Here is a 21,779-nt window from a genome sequence, read left to right as displayed (position 1 = left end):
GGTTCTCGGGTGGTACCTTGTGCTTCATGGTTCGCGACCGGTTGATCTACGGGATTGTCGCCGCGGTCGTCGGCGTAGTCGTCGGCGTCGGCGGCGTCTTTCTGGGCGGTGTACTCGCCTCCGAGACGAAGCCCTCGACCGATGTGAACAGCTTCAACGGCCAGGACGGGTTCGTGCAGGGCTCCGTCGAGTACGGTTCCCGCGGCGGTACCGGGTCCGACAACTCCTGACGCCCGGCGTCTCCTGACATCTCGGTGAGCCACGACCGTCTTCTCACGCGACGGGGCATCGGCGTCACAGCGGCGATCCTCACCCTCCTGTCCTTCTGGCAGGCGCCCGGTCGGGTGTCTCCGGACACGAAACTCGACCTCACCGCCGATCCCATCGGGTTCCTCGCGAGGGCCACCCATTTGTGGTCGTCCACGATGCCGATGGGGCAGATCCAGAATCAGGCGTACGGCTACCTGTTCCCGCACGGCGCCTTCTTCGCGCTCGGCGACCTCGCGCACCTCCCGCCGTGGGTGATCCAGCGGCTCTGGTGGGCGATCCTGCTGACCGTGGGGTTCGTCGGCGTCGTCCGCGTCGTCGAGGCCCTGCGAATCGGGTCGTTCGGTTCGCGACTCATCGCGGCGTGCGTGTTCGTCGCGTCGCCGCGCGTGCTCACCACCATCGGCACCATCTCGTCGGAGACGCTCCCGCTGATGCTGGCGCCGTGGGTGCTGTTGCCAGTGATCCGCGCCCTCGACGCGACGTCGGACAAGCCGTGGTGGCGAGAGGCCGCGCGGTCGGCATGCGCGGTCGCGCTGATGGGCGCGGTGAACGCCGTCGCGACGGGCGCCGCAGTGAGCGTCTCGGTCCTGTGGTGGATCGCGGCGACCTCCTCCCGCGAGCGGATTCGTCGTCGCACCGGGCTGCGGTTCGGCCTAGTCTGGATCCCGGCGCTCGCCGCGGCCTGCCTGTGGTGGATCGTCCCGCTTCTCATATCGGCGCGGGTGTCGCCGCCGTTCCTCGACTTCATTGAGTCGGCTCAGGTCACCACCGAGTGGACGTCACTGACCGAGGTGCTGCGTGGGACGTCGTCATGGACGCCGTTCGTGTCCGGCGAGCGCGCGGCAGGCGCCGTCCTCGTGTCCGAGTCGGCCGCGGTGCTCGCAACGGGCGTGCTCGCGGCGGCAGGTCTCGCCGGACTCTCGATGCGCGCCATGCCACACCGTCGACGGTGGTTGGCACTACTGGTGATCGGCCTCGCCTGCATGTGTCTCGGCTACCCGGGCGCGCTCGGATCGCCGATCGCCGAGACCGTGCGGAGCTTCCTCGACGGCAGCGGCGCCGCGCTGCGAAACGTCCACAAATTCGAGCCGCTGGTCCGCCTTCCACTGGTCTTCGGCGTGGCGCACCTCCTCGCCCGAGTGCCGTTCCGCACGCTGGCGGCGGCGCCGTCGAAGGCCAACGACTGGGCTCGTCCGGCGGTCGCGGCGATGGTCGTCGTGACGGCGGCGTTCGGCACCGGCTCGCTGGCGTGGACGGGCGGAATCGCGCCAACGTCCAGTTATGACGCGATCCCCGAGTACTGGCACCATACGGCCGACTGGCTCGACGAACATGCGGGCGACTCCCGCGCTCTCGTCGTCCCCGGCGCTCCATTCGCCGACCAGATCTGGGGGCTGACCCGCGACGAACCCCTCCAAGCGTTGTCCGATGCGCCATGGGCGGTGCGCGACGCGATCCCATTGACACCGCCGGGCGCGATCCGCGCGATGGACTCCGTTCAACGCGCGCTCGTGTCGGGACGCGGGTCGGCGGCACTCGCCGACACGCTGACCGCGCAGGGAGTCGGCTACGTCGTACTGCGCGCCGACCTCGACCCGAAGACGTCGCGGTCGGCGCGACCGATCGTCGTCGCCGACGCGCTGCGCCGTTCCCCCGGAATCGATCGGGTCGCGCAGTTCGGCCCCGAGGTGGCTCCGCCGACCGTCGACGGCGTGGTGGTCGATGACGGTCTGCGTCCGACGATGCCCGCGGTGACCGTGTATCGCGTCGGATCGGGGCGCGGCGTCGGCCCGTTGCTGACCCCGCTCGACGAGACGCCGCGTGTCGACGGCGGCCCGGAGTCGCTCGCCGCGATCAATGAGGCCCGTGCGCGCGCCGGCCGCCCGACGCTCGGAACGGCGCTCCTGACACCGGACGCCCGCCGCAGCGGAGTCGGCGACGGACCGGGCTTGACCGTCACCGACACCCCGGCCGACCGGGAGACCGACTTCGGTCGCGTCGACGACCATTCCTCGGCGATCCGCGCAGCAGGTGATCCGCGGCTGACCAAGAACGCGGTCGCCGACTATCCCGTCGACGGCGCGGCGCCCGTCCGGGGCGAATGGCTGCTCAACAACGAGCCGGGGCAGGTACGGGTCACGTCGTCGGGGTCGGCGTCGGACGCCACCCAGCCGGGCCGGACGGTGCCCGCCGCATCGACGGCGGCGGCGTTCGACGGCGACGCGAACACCGCGTGGGTCAGCCGCGGCCTCGAGTCCGCTGTCGGCCGATGGGTGGCACTCGAGTTCACGCAGCCTCGTCGAGCGCTCGCCCTCACCGTGACGACGGCGAAAGCCCTCGGACCCGACGTGTCGTCGCTGCTGGTGACGACCGATGCGGGCAGCACCGTGGTCACCGATGTGGAACCCGGGGTTCCCACGAGGATCGTCGCGCCCGCAGGTGAGACCAAACGGGTGGAGATCCGCGCGACCCGCACGTCGAACAACACGGCAGGCAACCAGTTCGCGCTCGCCGACGTCTCTCTGTCGGATGCGGACACCGGTCTCGACTACTCGGTCCGACACCGGATCGTGCTTCCCGAACTCGATGCGGCCGATCACGTCGACGCGTGGGTACTGCACAACGAGCTGGGCAGTCGTGCCGAATGCGTGTGGAACGACGATCGTGTCCGGTGCGCCCCGACGCTCGGGATCTCGCCGGAAGCTCCCGGGGCGTTCGGTCGCACGCTGTCGGTTCCCACCGACACCGCGGTGAACCCGAGTCTCGTGTTGCGGCCGAAGCCCGGCGGTGCGCTCAGCGATCTCCTCACCAGGTCGGGGGTCGTCGTCGCGGACGGGGCGTCGAATGTCAGCGACCCGCGAGGCAACGCGTCGGCCGCCGTCGACGGAGACCCGCGCACCGTGTGGACCGCGTCCGAGGCGCCGATGACGACCGACAAGAAGAAGCCGGTGAAGCCCTCGCTCACCCTTCATCTGCCGACCGAGCGCGAGGTATCCGGACTGAGACTGACGCTTCCCGACGACTATCCGGCGCGGCCGACCCGCGTCACCGTGGACCTCGGCGACGGCGAACAGAGTGTCCGAGTCCGCGACGACGGAACGGTGCCGTTGGCGCCTGCGCGGACGGATCGGATCGTGGTGACGGTCGACGAGAGCAACGATCTGATCGACGTCAACGATCTCGGCTTCGCGCGGCAGTCACCCGCGGGCATCGCCGAGATCGCGGTACTGCCGACCGTCCCGACGCCGTCGTCTGATGTCGACCGGCCGATCGCCATCGGGTGCGACACCGACCCGCAGGGTCCGCTCGGTCTCGGATTGTCCGCAGGCGGGCGAGTCCAACGATTACAGATGTCGACGACGGCGCGCGCCTTGCGCAACGGTGACCCGGTCGTCGCCACCGTATGTCCCGGGGAGCCGCTGCGTCTGCCTGCGGGCGAGCAGGAGGTTACGGTCAATCCGGGCGATGCGTTCACCGTCGACTCCCTGGAACTGCGCACACCCGTACCCGATCCGCGCGGCGAGAGTGTTCCCGCACAGACCGGATCGTGGGACACGACCTCACGCGAGGTGTCCGTCGACGCCGCCGACTCGCCGCGGATCCTGTCGGTCCCCGAAAGCACCAACTCCGGCTGGCATGCCCGCATCGACGGCAGCGAACTGGAGCCGATCGTCGTCAACGGTTGGCAGCAGGGCTGGATCGTCCCCGCGGGCGCCGCCGGAACCGTCGCCCTGACTTTCGGCCTGGACGCCCCGTACCGCTGGGCCCTGCTCGTCGGCTTCCTCCTGGTCGCCGCCCTGTTCGCGGTGGCCTTCCTCCCGCGGCCTCACCGCCGGTCGAGCTCTTCCCGCCGGTCGAGCCCATCCCGCCGGTCGAGCGCATCTCGCCGGTCGAGCGCATCCCGCCGGTCGAGCGCATCCCGCCGGTCGAGCGCATCCCGCCGGTCGAGCGCATCTCGCCGGTCGAGCGAAGTCGAGACCCCGCTCAGGAGAACCGAAGTCGAGACCCCGCTCAGGAGAGCCGCGGCCGACACCCCGCTCCGCGTCGCGCTCGCAGCCGCCCTCCCCCTGGCCGCCGCCTACCTGCTGACCGGACCGTGGGGTCTGGCAATAGCAGCGGTCACGGGTGTCGTCGTGGCGTACGCCTCGCCCACGACGCGGGTCACGCTGGTCTTCGGCGCCATGTCGGTCGCTACCATCGCACTGGCGGCGGGTCCGTGGAATTCGGGAACCGCCTATGCCGGATACGGCGTCGTGCCTCAGTCGGCGGCACTGGTCGCGGTGTCCGCGGCCCTGTTCGCGGTAGCGGCACCCCGTTGCTCCCGCCGGGTGAGAGCTCGCCGACACGGTTCTTCGACGAAGGTGTAGCTGGCGGCCGAGACCGGCACGGTGACGGCGACGGTCAGTAGCCAAACACTGACGAAGTGTCCGTCGAACGTGGGGATCCCGAACAGGCCGAACACCACGGTGAGCACGGCGACGTGCCAAATGAAGATGCCGTACGACCACCGTCCGAGGGCGGCCATGACGGGCGAGTCGAGGAATCGGAACGGGTCGTCGCGCAGGACGAGCGGCGCGAGAATCGCGTACGCACCGAGGCCACCGAGCACCATCTTCGCGGCGTACTGCGGATCGTTCATGGGCGCGAGACCGACCGGGCCGGCGAGCGGCGTTGACGCGAGACCGTAGGCGATCACCAGGACTGCGATCATCAGCGGCCGGTTGGTCGAGACGCGGACGATCGGCGACCCCGTCGCGATCTCGTCCGCGCGGACCGCGGCCACCACCTCGGCGAGGACGAGGCCGGCAGCGAACCACGGCAGATGCCCGAAGACCCAGTTCTTGCCTTCGACGCCATCTGCGAGCGGTAGCAGGTTCGCCAGCCACGCCCAGCCGAGGCTGAGCACGCTCACACCGACGATCAACGGGATCCGGCGGCGCGCACGCCGCCCACGCAGCGCGATCAGTCCGTATCCGATGAGCGGAAGCAGCAGGTAGAACGCGACTTCGACGGACAGGCTCCACATCTGGGTGAGCCCGGGCGCCAGCGTGAGCGGGACGAACACCTGGGTGAGCGTCAGGTTGGCGATCCACACGGTCGGTGACGCGTCACGCGCTTGCGGCAGCATCAGCAGGACCGCGGTCACGACGATGGCGTACGCGGGCCAGATCCGTACGAATCGGTGGCGGAGATATCGACGCACGTTCGGCAGGTCGTTCTGGCCCCGAGCCGCGCTCGCGTACGGCCGCCACAGCAGGAACCCGCTCAACGCGAAGAACAGCGCGACGGCGAGGTCCAGCCTCCCAAGGACGGGGCCGATCACCGGCCAGTGCAGTGATCGGGTCTGGAAGGCGACGTGAGTGGTGAGGACGCCGAGGGCGGCGACGGCTCGCATTCCCTCGAGCTGCGGATAGAAGCGCCTGGTCGGCGCGCTCGCAGCTGTCATGTCCGGTCTTTCATAGTCGGGTACACACTAACCGGCCCGCTCAGCACCGTGCCTTACAGTCGACGTCATGACCGAGACCCCGGCACCACGTCTGCGTGCGCGAGATCTGCTGGCACCGGTGGCGTTCTTCCTCAGTGCATTGTTGATCGCCGCCGCGATCGCGGTGGGGCCGGTCGTCGGCGAGTCGTTGAAGAAGGTGCCACTCGACGTGGACCTGACGTGGGTCGCCGACAGCTCAGACGGCTCACGCGTGTTGAATCGCTGCTCCATCGACGAGCCGCGCGCTCAGGTACTCGACGCGCAGGTCCAACAGCGACGACGAATCGTCGCGGTCCACCCGGCCGACTCAGACGTCCTCACATTGCAGGCGGGCACGTCGCTCGGCGTCAGCGAGTACGACGTCGACGGGAAGTCGGTGGACGCCGACGACGTGTGCGACGAGCAGACGCTGTCGGCGACGATCGACCGGGTGACGATCGACCGCCGCACCGCGCTCCCCGCCGGGCAACCGTCAGAAGTCCAGTACGACGACGAGAAGGGAGCCGTGCAACTCCCCGACCGGACCGGGTTCACATATCTGCTGCCCTTCGAATTCTCCGGTTCGGACCTGCAGTATTTCGACGTCGTGAGCCGCTCCTCGGTGCCCTTGGTGCGCAAGGGCACCGAGACCGTCGCGGGACGAGAGACGTCGCATTTCACCGCGTCGATCGCCGACACTGACCTGTCGCGGTCCGACACTCGCGCGGTGATCACCCGGCAGGCGTCGTGGTTCGGTTCGTTCCCCGGTGTCCGCCCCGACGAGTCGCTGACGGCGACGCTGCACCATCGGGCCGAACGCGATCTGTTCGTCGACGAGACGACCGGCGTCGTCATCGACGAGCGGGTCCGACTCCTCGAGGAGTACCGCTTCACGCCGGCGATCGCCTCGCGGTCGCCGGAACTCGCCGACTTCGCGCTGACCAACGTCGACACCACTCTGCACGGCGACCGGGAGAGTCTTCACGACGCCGCCGACGCCGCATCGTCCCGCGACTGGCCCGTCCTGCTGACCACGCTGGTTCTGCCGATCGCGTTCGGCGTGCTCGGGCTCGCGGCGCTGGCGTTCGGCGTCGTCGTCACGGTGCGGGATCGGCGCCGTGCGTAGGCGCGGGCACGACTGACCGAGCTGATCGCACCCACGCCCACGTCCCCACCACGGCGGATGCGGCCGCACCCGCTGCGACCGTCGCGAGCGTGACCACCGAGTCGGCGACAGTCACGATCAACACCACCTCGACAACGAGCACCGCGAAGGCCGGGACCGCGCCGCGGGCCCGGTTGCGAGCGATCGCAGCGAGCAGCATCAACTGCAGCACAGCGAGCAGTGCCCCGGTCAGCGCGAACAGCCACATCCACGCGGCGACGGGGCGGTAGTCCTGCGAGATCACCACCGGCACCAGCGGCCCGCAGACGGCGGCGAGTACAGTCACCGTGCACCCGATTGCGGCGAGCACCCCCACAGCCCGCCGCAATGCGTCGGCGGACCGGACGGGATCGGCCAACCGCGGATAGACCACCACGCCGATCGCCTGCGGCAGCCAGAATGCCGCCTTGGTCGCGACTGCGCCCAAGGCGTACACACCGGCGTCGCCCGCGGCCAGGACCGACCGCGACAGCAGGAGGTCGACCGACACCGCGACGATCATCACGAACTGGACGCTCGACGCCGACAACACATCGGTCATCGACGCCCCGGACCTGGCGGGCGTCTCGAGTGCCGAACGAGTGTCATCGATCGATCGCGCACCACCGGCCGCAATGCCTGCGACGACGACCGCGGCGACCGCGGTGCCGACCGTTCCCGCGGCCAGCGCGCCGGTCGGGCCCGCGCCCCCGGCGAGTGCGACGACGATCGGAACCGATTTTGCGACGCCGACCCCGGCGAGCACACCGCCGAGGAGGCCGAAGCGGCCAGCGCCCTGGAGAAATCCCTGTCCACCCGCGACGACGGCCAACGGCGCTGCACCGGCCAATGCGGCAAGGGTCGTCGACCACGACGTGTGCGCGATCTGCATCATCACGCCGACGCCGATGGCCGAGCCGATCGCGACGAGCACGCCGACCACTCCGGTCAGTCGCCACAGGCGATGCCGCGAGGCCCCGGTCACCACTTCGCGGGCGACCACGGCTTGCAGTGCGAGGGCAGGCACCGAGAGCACGAGCATCGCCGCGTTGAGAACGGAGAACTCACCGAACCCGTCCGGCCCGAGCACACGACTGGCCGGCACCTGTACGACGTAGGCGAGCAGATTCGCCAGCAGCGTTCCGACGGTGACCGCGCCGAGGGCGCGCACGGCGCCACCCGGCCGCTGCGCACGCGCGGTGATCGTCATGAAACCAGTGTGCCCGTACCGGCGGGTAGACTTGCGCGGCGGCATCCGCCGGACCACCCGTAGAGCACGACACCAGGCAGAGAGTCGATGTACGACACCGAATTCACCGCGCCCGATCCCACCGACATCGGATCCCGGATCGACCCGGTACTCGCACGTAGCTGGCTGCTCGTCAACGGCGCCCAACCTGATCGTTTCGAAGCGGCGTCGCACTCGCGCGCCGATATCGTGGTCCTCGACATCGAGGACGCTGTCGCTCCGAAGGACAAGGACACCGCCCGCGACAACGTGCTGCGCTGGCTGGGCGACGGACATGCCGACTGGGTGCGCATCAACGGTTTCGGCACCCCGTGGTGGTCGGCAGATCTCGCGGCTCTCGCGTCGACGTCCGTCGGCGGCGTCATGCTCGCGATGGTCGAATCCGTTGACCACGTGACCGAGACGGCACGACGGCTGCCGAACATCCCGGTCGTCGCGCTCGTGGAGACGGCCCGCGGTCTGGAACGCATCACCGAGATCGCATCGGCCAAGGGGACGTTCCGCCTCGCGTTCGGCATCGGCGACTTTCGCCGCGACACCGGATTCGGCGACAACCCGACGACTCTCGCGTACGCCCGATCACGGTTCACCATCGCAGCGAAGGCTGCGGGCCTGCCGTCGGCCATCGACGGACCGACCGTCGGATCGAGCCCGCTCAAGCTCAACGAGGCGACGGCCGTCAGCTCCGAGTTCGGCATGAGCGGTAAGATCTGCCTCACCCCCGACCAGTGCGCGGCGGTCAACGACGGCTTGTCACCCTCGTTGGACGACATCAGCTGGGCACGCGAGTTCTTCTCCGAGTTCGAGGACGACGGCGGCGAGATCCGCAACGGCTCGGATCTGCCGCGCATCGCGCGGGCGACGAAGATCCTCGACCTGGCCCGCTCGTACAACATCGTGTCGAAAGACTATGGCGTGTCCGATCAGTCGCACGCGTCGACCGACACCTTCCACTACTGATCCGATGCTCTACCTGGTCAGTGCCCTCCTCACGGCGCTGATCTGTGGACCGCTCTTCCCCGGCTACCTCGTGTACCGCGACGCGGTATCGGTTCCGCAGTTCTCGCTGTCGGCGGCTGCATTCGGGATCGACGGCTCGGCGCCGCGCGCCGTCCCGCAGGACGCGGTCCTCGGGTTGGTGTCGCGAGCCGTCGACGGCGGCTGGGTCGTCGCGCTCCTGACGACGGCTGCGGTGTTCGGCGCGGGCGTCGGATTCGGTCTGCTCGCGCGGCGACTCGTGCCGCAGGCAGGCACCGCGGGCGCGGTCGTCGCCGCGGTCGTCGGGATCTGGAATCCGTTCGTCGCCGAGCGACTCCTGCAGGGGCAACCGAGCCTGCTGATCGGCTACGCGACGCTCGGTCCCATCGTGGCGACAGTCCTAAGTCTCGCTCGCGAGCGTTCGGTGCGGCTCATCCTGATCCTCGTCGGCCTGTTCGGGGTCGCGGGCTTCACGCCGACCGGTTCGATTCTGGCGTTGACGATCGCGGCCGTGACTGCGATCGCGGCGCGGCCCGGCCTGCGCACGACGCTGCTGTGCCTTGTCGGCTGGGTGGCGACGGCGACTCCCTGGCTCGTGGCCTCAGCGGTCTCCGACAACGCCGGTTCATCGAGCGGTGCAAGCGCGTTCGCCCTGCGCGCCGAACCAGGGCTCGGGCCGTTCGGCACTGCGCTCGGTCTGGGCGGGATCTGGAACGCCGACGCCGTACCCGGCAGCCGATCCTCCTGGTGGGCTGCGGTCGCCACGATCGTCTTCCTGGCCGTGGTCGCGGCCGGAGCGTTCGCTTTGCTGCGGGAACGCCGCGAGTCGACGGGCCCCGTCCTCGCTCTCGGCCTACTCGCCGTGACCGTCGTCATCCTCACGGCGGTCGCGTCGACGGGCCCCGGAGTGAGCGTGATGGACGGACTGCTCGCCCACGTTCCGGGCGCCGGACTGCTGCGTGATGGGCAGAAGTATCTGGCGTTGGCGGCCCCGTTCGCGGCGCTCGCAGGCGCGGCTGCTGTCGGCGCGCTCCGTCGGTTGGTCCCCGGGGGTTTCGCCGCAGCCGCAGTCGGACTCCTGATCGTCGCACCGTTGCCCGACCTCGTCTGGGGTGTCGGTGGCCAGGTCCGATCGGTCGAGATCCCGTCCGACTACACGCAGGTCGCCGACGCGATCGGCGACGGCGGCGGAACGTCGGTCGCGCTCTGGCCGAGTAGCACCGTTCGGAATCTGTCGTGGACGCACGGGCCGTCGTTGTCGGTGCTCCCTCGGATGATCGACGCTCCCGTCGTCGTCGACGGGACGCTGATCGTCGACGGCGAATCGCTCGACACTCCGAGCGGTCGGACCGCCGAGATCGCCTCGACGCTGGGTGCCGGCGGCGATCCGGCCCGTCTCGCCGAACTCGGCGTCGGCTGGGTGGTCGTAGAGGAGTCGAGCGTGCCGCCCCCGCTCGCGGCAGGCGCCGATCGGGTCGACGCGACCGACCACCTCCGCCTGTTCGCTATCGCGGGCGCCGCACCCGCCCCGTCACCGGGCACCTCGACCTGGATCGCCGCGATCACTGCCCTCGCTCTGTGGTTCTGCGCCGTGATCGCCGGGGCCGTCGCCGCCATCGGCCGCCGCTCCCAACCCGCTTAACCCTCTCGTAGATGTCACCTGGTGACACCAACGAGAGGGTTAGAGGTCACGAAACAGGTCTGCGAAGCCGTCTGCGGTCGACGCCCAGGAGTAGTCGCCGGACCGCTTCTGAGCGGCGTCACCGAGCCGGGTGAGTCTGTCGGGGTTCGCGACGAGCGCCGCAACGGCCTCGGTGAAGTGGTCGAGGTCGTCGACGAGCAGTCCGGTCACGCCGTCGACGATCGAATCGGTCAGGCCCGCCGAACTCCGGTAGCCGATGGTCGGTACGCCGTGCTGCGCGGCTTCGACGACGGCCAGCCCCCACCCCTCCTTCCGGGACGGCATCAGGTGGAGGTCGGCGCGAGCGAGTAACTCGTGCTTGCGCTCCTCGTCGACGTGACCGTGAAACCTCACCCGGTCAGTGATCCCCAGATCGGTTGCGGCTGTGCGTAGTTCGTCGTTCCACCAGCCGCCGCCCACGACGTCCAGGTGCACGTCGACACCCCGCGAGGCGAGAGCCGCGACGACCTGCAACGCGTGCTCGACCTGCTTGTGCGGAACCAGGCGGGACACGGCGATCAACCGGACCCCGGTATGGCGGCGTTGCCCGCCAACGCCCTCGGGTACCGGGTCGACGCCGTTGCGGATCACGGTGATCCGACTGCGGTCGACGCCGAGTTCGACGAGTTCGGTGGCCGACGGCTCAGACACTGTGACATAGCTGCTCGAGCGATGAAGGCGCGGTGACACCTCGGACTCGACGAACCAGCCGATGCGCGCCAGCACCGGACCGGCAACCGGCCACTGCTCGCGATGGCAGTGATGGACCAGCAGGACCGTTGGAGCGTCGACCAGCAGACGTGCGAAGAACGGGACCCCGTTCTGGGTGTCGACGACGATGTCCGGTCGATAGCCTGCGAGCCTGCCCCGACCGAACCGCGCGGCCACGAGCGTCGCGGCGGCCCGGAGGTAGACGGTGAGCCGTCCCCCGCCTCGGAGCACACGCATTCCCGCGGACGTCTGACGGCGCGGAGCCCCCGGATACGCCGCGGTGAGAAGCGTGACCCGAGACCCTCGCCGCGCGAGCTCGGCGCCTACGCGTTCGAGGTAGCGTTCGCTGCCGCCGCCTTGCGGGTGCCCGGTGTCGCGCCAGCACAAGAGCAGCACGTCGGTCGGCGGGGTCACCCGATCCAGGGTATGCGACGCTAGGGCGATGCCCCCGTCGAGATCGATGCGGTCGAGGTTCGCGCGCCGGGCCACCGTCGCCCGTTCAGTTCGCCTATTCCGCGAATTCCGTCACGAGCAGACCGATCCCGACCGCTTCTACAGCGCTCTGGCCGACGACACCGCGACCATGATCGGCGATCTGTACCCTGGTGCGATCGCCGGTTCCACAGTCCTCGACGTCGGGGGCGGACCGGGGTTCTTCGCGGACGCGTTCACCGCCCGCGGCGCCGACTACCTGTCGGTGGAACCCGACGCGGGCGAGATGCACGCGGCGGGCCTCGATCACCGGACAGCGGTCCGTGCGCAAGGGCAGCACCTGCCCTTCCGGACGGCGAGTGTCGACGTCTGCTACTCGTCGAACGTCGCCGAGCACACCGATCGGCCGTGGGAGATGGCCGACGAGATGGTGCGCGTGACCAGGCCCGGCGGAATGATCGTCCTCAGCTACACCCTGTGGTGGGGTCCGTTCGGCGGCCACGAGATGGGGTTGACCCACTACCTGGGCGGCCACCGCGCGGCACGCATGTACCAACGACGGCACGGGCATCCGCCGAAGAACCTGTTCGGCGAGTCACTGTTCCCGATCACCGCAGCGGCCGGTCTGCGCTGGGCACGAGCGGCGTCCGACGCGACGCTGTGCCTGGCCTTCCCCCGATACCTGCCTCGCTGGGCCTGGCCGGTGGTGAGGGTTCCCGGGGTGCGGGAAGTCGGCGCGACCAATCTCGTACTCGTGCTGGTCAAGCGGTAACGGTGACACCGCAGCCAGTGGCGGTCGGCCCAGGGGGCCAGCTCAGTGCGGCAGGTTCGCCTTGCACGAGAACGGACCGCCGCCTGAGGTCGACGATGCCAACAGTTCTTCGCCCTGCATGATCGTGCAGGTGATCCGGCCGCGGACGACGATGCCGGACAGTTCCGCGTGCCTGCCGGTGAGGGTGGTCTTCTGCTGCCACGGGGTTCCGGTGATGACGACCACCTGCTTCTTGCTGCCCGATCGGTAGGCGACGCCGACGACTTCTCCGTCGCCGGTGAGCTGGTAGATCACGCTGCCCGGCGCACCGGTAGGTCGGGTGTGCGTCGGCTCGGAAGTGGTGGTCGATCTCGGTGTCGACGTCGAGGTCGGCGTCGACGTGCTGGTGGACGGCGGCCCGACGACGACCGTCGTCGGCGCGGCCGCATCGGGCGAGGACGTCTTGTCCCTGACGATAAGCACCGCGACGACGACCACGGCGGCCAGCGCGAGCAACGCGACGACCGAGAGCACAACGGTCCGCGTGGTGTTCGGTCGAGGCGTCACGATTCTACGATCGCCTCCAGCGGCCGAGTCCGGGCAGCGGTGATCGCAGGCCACAACGACGCGACCACGCCGACCACCGCGGCTCCGACGAGCGTCCCCCCGATCAGCCCCCACGGGATGACGACGCCGTCGAGCCCCCAATACGCGAGAGTCCGGACGAGCGGAATCGCGATCGCCAATCCGAGGACCACGCCGAGCAACGCGCCGAACACGGCGATGTACGTCGACTCGAGATAGATGGAGCGGCGGACCTGGGACCTGGCCATACCGACGGCGCGGAGCATGCCGATCTCCTTCTTGCGCTCCACAACCGACAAGGCCAGGGTGTTGACGATGCCGAGGACGGCGATAGCCAACGACAGCGCGAGGAGCGCGTACAGCGTCACCAGCATCTGGTCGACGGTGGACGACACCGAACTCTTGAACTCTTCGCGGTCCTGAACCTGAACGACCAGGTACTGCTTCGTCGCATCCACGATCTGGGTGCGCAACTCGTCGACGTCGACGCCTGCCTTGCCCTTGATCCAGATGGGTGCGGCCTGCCGCATCGACTCGACCGGCACCAGCTTCCGGTAGGCTTCGGCGCCGACGATTCGCGGACCGATGACTTCGCTGTCCTCGTACACGCCGGTGATCGTGACGGGAACGGCGTCGCCGGTAGGCGCGGTCAAGGTGATCGGGTCGCCGATCTTCCACCCCTCGTCGCGTGCGGTCGACTCGTCGATCGCGAGGCCGTCGCCCGGGACGTCGATGCTGCCCTGGACGGTGTCGACGACGGCAACCTCGTTGAGCGATCCGCCCAATGCCGCCGTCATCCAGATCGGTTTGTCGTCGACCTTTGCGGTCGCGACGGCCTGACTGATGACGACTCCGGCGTCGGGGACCTTGGCACGAACGGTGTCGGCGACGCCGATCGGCAGCGGCCCATTGTTGGTGGACGACATGATGAAGTCGGCGGTCACACCCTTGTCGACCGCGCTGTTCACCGTCCCCTTGAATGAGGTGCCGATGGTGCCGATGACGACGACGAGCATCAGTCCGAGGGTCAACGCGAACGCCGTGGCCGCCGAGCGGCGCGGATTCCGGACTGCGTTGGTGTGAGCGAGCTTGCCGACGGTCCCGAACGGCTTGGCGAAGAGCGCGCCCACAGCGCCGACGACCGGCTGCGACAGAGCCGGTGCCCCCAGGACGACGGCGATCACCGCGAGTAGCGCACCGAGCCCCACGATCAACGCCCGGCCGGTACCCTCGCCGAGGCCTCCGATAACCAGGGCGAGGATGCCGAGCACCCCGAGGATCGCGCCGACGAGCGTCCGCTTGCGCAGTGAACCCGCTCCTGGTTCCACCGTGCTCGACCGCATGGCTTCGACCGGCGGGATGCGCGACGCGCGACGCGCCGGTATCCACGCGCTGAGCATGGTGACGACGATGCCGACCAACAGTGCGGCGATGACTGCGGTCGCACCGATCTGAATGCCGTTGGACGGCAAGCCCTGCGACTCGGTGAATGCGAGCAGCAGCGCCGCAACGCCGATGCCGAGCCCGAGCCCGACGAGCCCGCCGATCACGCCGACGATGGACGCCTCCAACAACACCGACCGCGACACGTCCTTCCGGCTCGCGCCGATCGCACGGAGGAGCGCCAACTCCTTGTTCCGTTGGGCGACGATCATCGAGAAAGTGTTGTAGATGATGAACGTTCCGACGAGCAGCCCGATCGCGGCGAAAGCGAGGAACACCGCCTGAATGATCGTGAGGAACTGGTCGACCTGGGCCTTCTGGTCTTCACGCACTTGGTCGCCCGTGCGGACCTGGTACAGGTCGTCGACTGTCTTCGCGTCGCCGAGCGCACCGTGGACGGCGTCTCGCAACTGGGTGTCGGAGACACCGGGCTTGGCGGTCATGTCGACGACGGAGACGTACTCGCCGTCGGAGAAGTACCCGTTCGCAGTGTCCTCGTCGAAGGCGATGCCGACGAAGCCGCCGGTGGACGTCGGCATGTCGGACAGCCCGACGACCGTGACTTGCAGGGGATCTGAGATACCGGTTCCCAGCACAACCGTCGTCTTCGATCCGACGTGCAGACCGGCCTTGTCGGCCGCGTCCTTGTTGATCAAGATCTCGCCGTCTTTCGTCGGCGCACGACCGTCGACGATCGTATTGGCCGAATCGCCGATGCCTCGATCCGGCGGCAGGTACGCCGACCCGACGCTCGGCGCCCCACCGGTCTGGATCGCGTTGCCCGACGAGTCGGCAACGGTGACGGGGCCGCTGACGTTCTCGACGAGTCGGTCGATGCCCAGGTGGTCCTTCTGCTTGCGAAGTTGATCGACGACGTCGACGGGAACACCCGGCGACTGCGAATCGGCGGCCGTCACCTCGACGGCGACGCCGCGCGCAGCGTTGTCGAAGATCGAGTTGAACGCCGACGAGACCGTTGACGTGAAGATGAGCGCCGCTGCGACGAAACTCGTGCCGAGCACCACGGAAAAGACCGTGAGGACGAGTCGAAGCTTGTGCGAGGAGAGACTGCGGATCGAGACCTTCCGCATCACCGAGGACGCCATGATCACTGCTGCCCGGTAGTCGCAGAGCCGGGCGCTGCGTCGTCGAGGTGCTTCATGACCTCGAAGACGTCGTCGGCGGTCGGCCTACGCAACTCGCGGACCAGCGCGCCGTCGGCCAGGAACACCACCCGGTCGGCGTAGGCCGCCGCGCGCGGGTCGTGGGTGACGATGACGACGGTTTGCCCGAACTCGTCGGTCGCCGCACGCAGAATGTCCAAGACCTCGCCGGACGAGCGGGAGTCGAGGTTGCCGGTCGGCTCGTCGCCGAAAATGATGTCTGGTCGTCCGACGAGGGCACGGGCACACGCGACGCGCTGCTGCTGACCGCCGGACAATTCGCTCGGACGGTGGCTCAACCGATCATTGATCCCGAGCCTGCCGATCACCGTGTCGAACCATTCGCGGTCGACGTCGCGGCCCGCGATGCCCTGCGGCAGCGTGATGTTCTCCTCAGCGGTCAGCGTCGGCACCAAGTTGAAGGCCTGAAACACGAAGCCGATGCGGTCGCGCCGCAGCTTGGTCATCTCCTTGTCGGACAGCCCGGCCAGTTCGACGGACCCGATCCGCACCGCGCCCGCCGATGCGGTGTCCAGACCGGCGAGACAGTGCGTGAGCGTCGACTTCCCCGAACCCGACGGCCCCATGATCGCCGTGAACTCACCCGTCCGGAACTCGATGGTGACGCCCCGCAGCGCATGGACGACGGTGTCGCCCGATCCGTATGTCTTGACCACGCCCTCGGCGCGTGCGGCTATCTGCTCATCCTGGGCGCTGGCTGCGTGTGTCATAGGTCAAGAGTTCCAAACACTGGGGCGAAGCGCTATCCGGAATCTCCCTGAGGACGATCGTGATTCATATGCGGGTACCTCCCCGCCGTTGATCTGCCCTGTTCAGGGCGACCGGTCGCCGGACAATACGGACGAACTGTGTTGTGAGACAACGGTGCGAATCGGCAGTGAAATGGAACGAGCGGAGCCGAAGAGATCTCGACTCCGCTCGATCAGCAGAGGTACTGCTCGATCAGCAGAGGTACTGCTCGATCAGCAAGTTGCCGCTGAATCAGCAAGTTACCGCTGAATCAGCTCAGGCGCTCGCGGAGGCCGTCGAGCTCGTTACGGAGCGAGGTCGGCAACTTGTCGCCGACGAAGGAGAACCACTCCTCGATGCTCGGCAGTTCATCGCGCCACTCGTCGGGGTCCACGGCGAGGGCCTCGGCCAGGTCGTCGACGGATACGTCCAACCCGGTCAGGTCCATCTCCTCGGGCTTGGCGACGATACCGATCGGCGTCTCGACACCCTCGACGCGTCCTTCGATGCGGTCGACCATCCATTTGAGGACACGGCTGTTCTCGCCGAATCCCGGCCACAGGAAGCGACCGTCGGCTCCCCGGCGGAACCAGTTGACGTAGAACACGGCAGGCAGGTCGGCTCCGTTGCGCCGGCCGATGTTCAGCCAGTGCTCGAAGTAGTCGCCGACGTGGTAGCCGAGGAACGGCAGCATCGCCATCGGGTCGCGGCGGACGGTGCCGACCTTTCCCTCGGCGGCAGCGGTCTGCTCCGAACCGACTGTCGCACCCATGAAGACGGCGTGCTCCCAGTCGCGAGCCTGCGTGACCAGCGGGACCGTCGTCTTGCGGCGTCCACCGAACAGGATCGCGGAGATGGGCACACCCTGCGGGTCGTCCCACTCCGGAGCCAGCGTCGGGCACTGCGACATCGGGGTGCAGTACCGCGAGTTCGGGTGCGCGGCCTTGGCGTCCGAGTCGGGCGTCCAATCGTTCCCGCGCCAATCGATGAGGTGGTCGGGTGCCTCGCCGATGCCCTCCCACCACACGTCGCCGTCGTCTGTGCGGGCGACGTTCGTGTACAGGGTGTTGCCCGCCTCGATGGTCTGCATCGCGGTCGGGTTCGAGTCCATGCCGGTTCCGGGTGCGACACCGAAGAAGCCGAACTCCGGGTTGACGGCGTAGAGGCGACCATCCTGGCCGTACCGCATCCAGGCGATGTCGTCGCCGACGGTCTCGGCGCGCCACCCCGGCAGGGTCGGCAGGATCATTGCGAGGTTGGTCTTACCGCAGGCCGACGGGAACGCGGCGGCGACGTAGTAGACCTTGTCCTCGGGGGAGATCAGCTTGAGGATCAGCATGTGCTCGGCCAGCCAGCCCTCGTCGTGCGCCATCGCCGACGCGATACGCAGCGCGTAGCACTTCTTGCCGAGCAACGCATTGCCGCCGTAGCCCGAGCCGTACGACCAGATCACGCGGTCTTCGGGGAACTGGACGATGTACTTGTCCGGGTTGCACGGCCACGGCACGTCTTCCTGGCCGGGCTCGAGGGGAGCGCCGACCGAGTGCAGTGCCCGCACGAAGAAGCCCTCGGTGCCGAGAATCTCCAGGACCTTCGGGCCGACCCGCGTCATGACACGCATCGACATGACGACGTACGCGGAGTCGGTGATCTCCACGCCAAGCTTCGGGTCCTCCGAGCCGAGCGGGCCCATGCAGAACGGGACGACGTACATGGTGCGGCCGCGCATGCTGCCGCGGTACAGCTCGGTCATCGTCTCGCGCATCTCGTCCGGGTCGACCCAATTGTTGGTCGGTCCGGCTGACTCCTCGGTCTTCGAGCAGATGAACGTGCGCGACTCGACGCGCGCGACGTCGGCGGGATCGGACAGCGCCAGGAACGAGTTCGGCTTCTTGTCGTCGTTCAGCTTCACCATGGTGCCGGATTCGACGAGCTCGCTGGACAGGCGAGTCCACTCCTCGTCACTACCGTCCGACCAGACCACCTGGTCGGGCTGCGTGAGCTCGGCGACCTCAGCCACCCAGGCAAGCAGTCCGGCGTGTGTGGTCGGGGCGTTTCCGGGTTCGAGGCCCGGAATGGTCGCAGCGGTCATGCGGATCTCCTCAGTAACGGCAATGCCCACGCCAGTAGTTCCGTCCAGGCGTAGTTGTCGTCGAGGATACGCGTTGTGCACCGCGCTCCGGCAGACGGTTGGGCGAGGAATTCGTCACGGTAGGCGACCGAGTGATGTAGGTCTCCATGGAAGCGGTTCGTCGCATTCATCCGAGACGGTGACCCCGCCCGACTGGTCGAGCCGCGTCATGCGGTCCACCTGGCCGTCTCCGTCGGTGTCGGTGAGGATCACCGGATCGCCCGAGACGTCGCTCGTGATCGAGTCGGGCACGCCGTCGGCGTCGGCGTCCAGTTCCGCGGGACCGAGGTCCCACAACTGTCCGTCGTCGTAGATCCAGAGACCGTCACCGGCTTGCGCGGCAGCAGGTGACTCCGCGTCGGCGATGCCGCCGTCCGCGGAGTCGAATCCGAACCAGTCCTCCATCGTGCCTTCCGTCTGCCTCTATAAGTTAGACGTTCCGCGCAGGCGTTCGGTTCCACGCTTGTCGTCCCACCACCGTTTCGACTTCGCTCAGCCGCGTGGCGAGCCGATGCTCCAACGCCGTCCGACGCAAGGCGACTGTGTCCGACGTCCACCGCCGCAGTGCTGCGCGAGTCGACGCCGTCCGGCGCACTCCGACAATCCAGGCCGCCGCGGCCAGGCCGGTCAGTGCGGTCAGCACCGTCCCCGTCCAGCCCAGACCGGCCCACTGCACCATGGGCGACACGAGCATCCGGCCCGCGCCGAAGCCTGCGGTGACGCCGAACAACAACATCACGGCGTCCTCCGCACCGGGGCGACGTTCGGGAGGCGGCGCGAGCACCCCGGTCGTCGCCGAACTCGGTGGCGAGTTCGGAGCCCGGGAGCCACCGCCGTCCGACGAACCGAGGGCCGCCACGCTGCGCACACGGTCGAGTCGCTCGGTGAGCAGCGCGTCGGCAGCCACGTCGACGGCGGCGACCGCATCGCTCATCCACCGCGTATACGCGTCGACGTCGCGGCGCCGCACTCGCGCGCACATTCGGTCCGCGGTCACCGCGAGTCCCTGGATGCTCTCGCGAGTGGCGGTGAGGACATCGGCGCGCGTCGCACCGACTCCGGCGCGAACCCCGGCCAGCCGGTCGGCACGCGACGGTCCGACCGCCTGCGGCCGCTCGATTCGTGCCGAGTACCGCGTAGTACCGAGCGCGACGATCGCCGTCCGAGGGCGCACCGGCACCGACTCCCCCGGCTCGACGCTCGCACACCAGCGCGTCAAATCGTCCAAGCCGCCACCTGTCTGCACCGAGACCGCGAACAGCGCGAGCCGACGATCCGGATCGAGTGCCTCTCGAGCACGTGCGACGAGGCCCGGCCAGTCGTGGTATCTGTCGACGCGGGTCGCGACGAGCGCCGTCGACACGCCCCGGTCGGCGAGATCGCACAACAGTTCACGTTCCTCGGCACCCGGCGCGCACGAGAGATCCAGCGCGAGCACGACTGCCCCTTCTCCGGCAGGCTCGGCGGCTCCACCGAGGGCGGCCGCCAGTCCTTCCGGATCAGCGCCGATGACACCGACGACGCGCGCGCCGTTCATGAGCACGCCACGACGAGGGACTGTTCGGCTTCGCGACGTGCCACCCCGCGCGCGGCGAGCAGTCGCAGGGCCGCTCGCAGCCTGTGGTCCCGCAGCGCCGCCACCTCCCGAGACACAGCGCGGACAGCGTCGGCCACGGCGTCGATCCCACTCGCGTCGTGCAGCCGCGTCGCGATGTCGTCCCCAGACAGCAGGGGCTCCGCGGCGAGCCAGTCCTGGGCGGCTGCGACCCCGCCGATTCCGTATCGCCCCAGCAGGTCCTCATCGGCTTCACCTGCGCGCAGCACATCGAGCGCGTTCGGGCCGACAGTCGCGCAGGCCCAGAGCGCTGAGACAGCGAGAACCGGGCGGCCGAGGACCTCGGCAGCCGCGGCGGCGTCGGCTCCAGCATCGTCACGGACGTCGGCCTTGCCGGAGACGACGATCAGCGGCGTCTGCGCAGAACATGCGCGGATATCGCATCTGCGGACCCCGGCACCGATCACCCGGACGAGCAGATCCGCAGCGCCGGGCGGGTCACTGTCACCGATCACCGTGCAGGACAACCGAAACCGTGACCGCAGAGCTGCGGCCATCGCCTGCGATCCGACACCTGTATGCCCGCTGACGGCCACCGCGAGCGGCGCCATACGCCGTCGGCGAGCCTCTGCGAACGTCTGAACTTCCCCCATGTCGACGCCTTCCCCCGAGGTCGGACCCGACGCTACCCGCCGTCGATCGCCCGCGGCGCGGCTTGCAGACATTCGGGTGTCGGTTGTGGATAACCGCCCGACGTGCGACACCATGGAGCGGTGAACAACGACGAGAACCCCGTCGACGACCCGGCCGCCGCCCGCGACAACTCGCGCCTGTACCCACGCGTCACGAGCTTCCGATTCCGCCGCGGCTCGCTGACCACCGGGCAGCGGCGCAACTGGGAGACGCTGTGGCCGACGCTCGGCCGCGATCTGCGGACCGGCCCGGACGCCGTCGACGAGCCACCGCTCGATGAGAAGGAGTGGTTCGGCCGGGAGGCTCCGCTGGTCGTCGAAGTCGGCAGCGGCACCGGTATCTCCACGGCTGCGATGGCCGAGGCCGAACCCGACGTCGACGTCGTGGCCGTCGAGGTCTATCAGCCGGGCCTCGCTCAACTCGTCGGCCTCATCGATCGCGGCGGCCTCGAGAACGTTCGCATGATCCGAGGCGACGCGACCGTCGTGTTCAGCGAACTCGTGGCGTCGAACACCCTGACCGGTGTCCGAGTGTTCTTCCCGGACCCGTGGCCCAAGACGCGACATCACAAACGCCGATTCCTCCAGTCGGGGACGATCGAGTTGATCGCCGACCGTCTGGCACCCGGCGGCGTGCTGCACATCGCGACCGACCACGCGGACTACGCGCTGTGGATCGCCGAACTCCTCGCCACCCAACACCCCGACCGACCTCACGTGGTGCCGTTGACCTTCGATTCGCCCATCCTGTTGGAGCGACCGACGACTAAGTTCGAAGGG

Annotated in this window: 17 protein-coding genes; 7 read left to right on the top strand and 10 right to left on the bottom strand. The window is 68.8% G+C overall.

The window, feature by feature from the left end:
- The first annotated feature begins 26 nt into the window (after positions 1–26).
- Both ACTIMF_RS09515 and ACTIMF_RS09510 read left to right on the top strand, forming a co-directional pair.
- Entirely contained in the window at positions 27–230 is a 204-nt protein-coding gene (locus ACTIMF_RS09515) for a DUF2613 family protein (protein ID WP_442350045.1), read from the top strand.
- 24 nt (positions 231–254) lie between these two features.
- On the top strand, positions 255–4,637 hold the full coding sequence (locus ACTIMF_RS09510; protein ID WP_442350044.1) for an alpha-(1->3)-arabinofuranosyltransferase: 4,383 nt from the start codon (positions 255–257) through the stop codon (positions 4,635–4,637).
- On the opposite strand, the gene ACTIMF_RS09505 is transcribed toward ACTIMF_RS09510, so the two are convergent.
- Positions 4,529–5,716, bottom strand: a complete 1,188-nt coding sequence (locus tag ACTIMF_RS09505; RefSeq protein ID WP_442350043.1) for an acyltransferase family protein — start codon at positions 5,714–5,716, stop codon at positions 4,529–4,531. The two genes, ACTIMF_RS09510 and ACTIMF_RS09505, sit on opposite strands and share 109 nt — an antisense overlap.
- A 67-nt stretch (positions 5,717–5,783) precedes the next feature.
- On the opposite strand from ACTIMF_RS09505, the gene ACTIMF_RS09500 reads away from it, so the two are divergent.
- Positions 5,784–6,860, top strand: coding sequence for a DUF3068 domain-containing protein (locus ACTIMF_RS09500; protein ID WP_442350042.1), 1,077 nt, complete (start codon positions 5,784–5,786; stop codon positions 6,858–6,860).
- Here the strand turns inward: ACTIMF_RS09500 and ACTIMF_RS09495 are convergent.
- Positions 6,832–8,088 carry a lipopolysaccharide biosynthesis protein gene (locus ACTIMF_RS09495; RefSeq protein WP_442350041.1) on the bottom strand — a complete coding sequence of 419 codons (1,257 nt, stop codon included), beginning with the start codon at positions 8,086–8,088 and terminating at the stop codon, positions 6,832–6,834. The genes ACTIMF_RS09500 and ACTIMF_RS09495 overlap by 29 nt on opposite strands.
- 87 nt (positions 8,089–8,175) lie before the next feature.
- Here ACTIMF_RS09495 and ACTIMF_RS09490 point away from each other — a divergent pair, with 87 nt between their 5' ends.
- Together ACTIMF_RS09490 and ACTIMF_RS09485 are read left to right on the top strand one after the other, a co-directional pair.
- Complete coding sequence (locus tag ACTIMF_RS09490; RefSeq protein ID WP_442350040.1) at positions 8,176–9,087, top strand: HpcH/HpaI aldolase/citrate lyase family protein; 912 nt, start codon at positions 8,176–8,178, stop codon at positions 9,085–9,087.
- Positions 9,088–9,091: 4 nt separating this feature from the next.
- Complete coding sequence (locus ACTIMF_RS09485) at positions 9,092–10,747, top strand: hypothetical protein (protein ID WP_442350039.1); 1,656 nt, start codon at positions 9,092–9,094, stop codon at positions 10,745–10,747.
- A 39-nt stretch (positions 10,748–10,786) separates the two neighbouring features.
- Here the strand turns inward: ACTIMF_RS09485 and ACTIMF_RS09480 are convergent, their stop codons facing one another.
- The gene (locus ACTIMF_RS09480) at positions 10,787–11,911 is read right to left on the bottom strand and encodes a glycosyltransferase family 4 protein (protein ID WP_442350038.1); all 1,125 of its coding nucleotides are present in this window, start codon (positions 11,909–11,911) and stop codon (positions 10,787–10,789) included.
- A 28-nt stretch (positions 11,912–11,939) separates the two neighbouring features.
- Here ACTIMF_RS09480 and ACTIMF_RS09475 point away from each other — a divergent pair, with 28 nt between their 5' ends.
- Entirely contained in the window at positions 11,940–12,701 is a 762-nt protein-coding gene (locus ACTIMF_RS09475; RefSeq protein ID WP_442350037.1) for a class I SAM-dependent methyltransferase, read from the top strand.
- Between the two features lie 42 nt (positions 12,702–12,743).
- Here the strand turns inward: ACTIMF_RS09475 and ACTIMF_RS09470 are convergent, their stop codons facing one another.
- The 7 genes from ACTIMF_RS09470 to ACTIMF_RS09440 form a co-directional block, all read right to left on the bottom strand.
- Entirely contained in the window at positions 12,744–13,247 is a 504-nt protein-coding gene (locus ACTIMF_RS09470) for a hypothetical protein (protein ID WP_442350036.1), read from the bottom strand.
- Entirely contained in the window at positions 13,244–15,814 is a 2,571-nt protein-coding gene (locus ACTIMF_RS09465) for an ABC transporter permease (RefSeq protein WP_442350109.1), read from the bottom strand. Before ACTIMF_RS09465 ends, ACTIMF_RS09470 begins: the two co-directional genes overlap by 4 nt.
- Before the next feature lie 2 nt (positions 15,815–15,816).
- The gene (locus tag ACTIMF_RS09460) at positions 15,817–16,602 is read right to left on the bottom strand and encodes an ABC transporter ATP-binding protein (protein ID WP_442350035.1); all 786 of its coding nucleotides are present in this window, start codon (positions 16,600–16,602) and stop codon (positions 15,817–15,819) included.
- Between the two features lie 290 nt (positions 16,603–16,892).
- Positions 16,893–18,713, bottom strand: coding sequence for a phosphoenolpyruvate carboxykinase (GTP) (locus ACTIMF_RS09455; protein WP_442350034.1), 1,821 nt, complete (start codon positions 18,711–18,713; stop codon positions 16,893–16,895).
- A 114-nt stretch (positions 18,714–18,827) separates the two neighbouring features.
- Complete coding sequence (locus tag ACTIMF_RS09450) at positions 18,828–19,157, bottom strand: DUF6802 family protein (protein WP_442350033.1); 330 nt, start codon at positions 19,155–19,157, stop codon at positions 18,828–18,830.
- A 25-nt stretch (positions 19,158–19,182) separates the two neighbouring features.
- The gene (locus ACTIMF_RS09445; RefSeq protein WP_442350032.1) at positions 19,183–20,289 is read right to left on the bottom strand and encodes a hypothetical protein; all 1,107 of its coding nucleotides are present in this window, start codon (positions 20,287–20,289) and stop codon (positions 19,183–19,185) included.
- Positions 20,286–20,960 carry a hypothetical protein gene (locus tag ACTIMF_RS09440; protein WP_442350031.1) on the bottom strand — a complete coding sequence of 225 codons (675 nt, stop codon included), beginning with the start codon at positions 20,958–20,960 and terminating at the stop codon, positions 20,286–20,288. The genes ACTIMF_RS09445 and ACTIMF_RS09440 overlap by 4 nt, the downstream gene beginning before the upstream one ends.
- Positions 20,961–21,062: 102 nt before the next feature.
- Between ACTIMF_RS09440 and trmB the strand changes: the two genes are divergently transcribed.
- Positions 21,063–21,779 (top strand): tRNA (guanosine(46)-N7)-methyltransferase TrmB (gene trmB / locus ACTIMF_RS09435; protein ID WP_442350030.1); only part of this gene is annotated, 717 nt, incomplete at its 3' end.

This window comes from Gordonia sp. (in: high G+C Gram-positive bacteria), assembly GCF_052106715.1.
Lineage (GTDB): Bacteria > Actinomycetota > Actinomycetes > Mycobacteriales > Mycobacteriaceae > Gordonia.
Note: the sequence above shows the minus strand (reverse complement) of the source record. Positions and strands in the feature narration are given on the sequence as shown.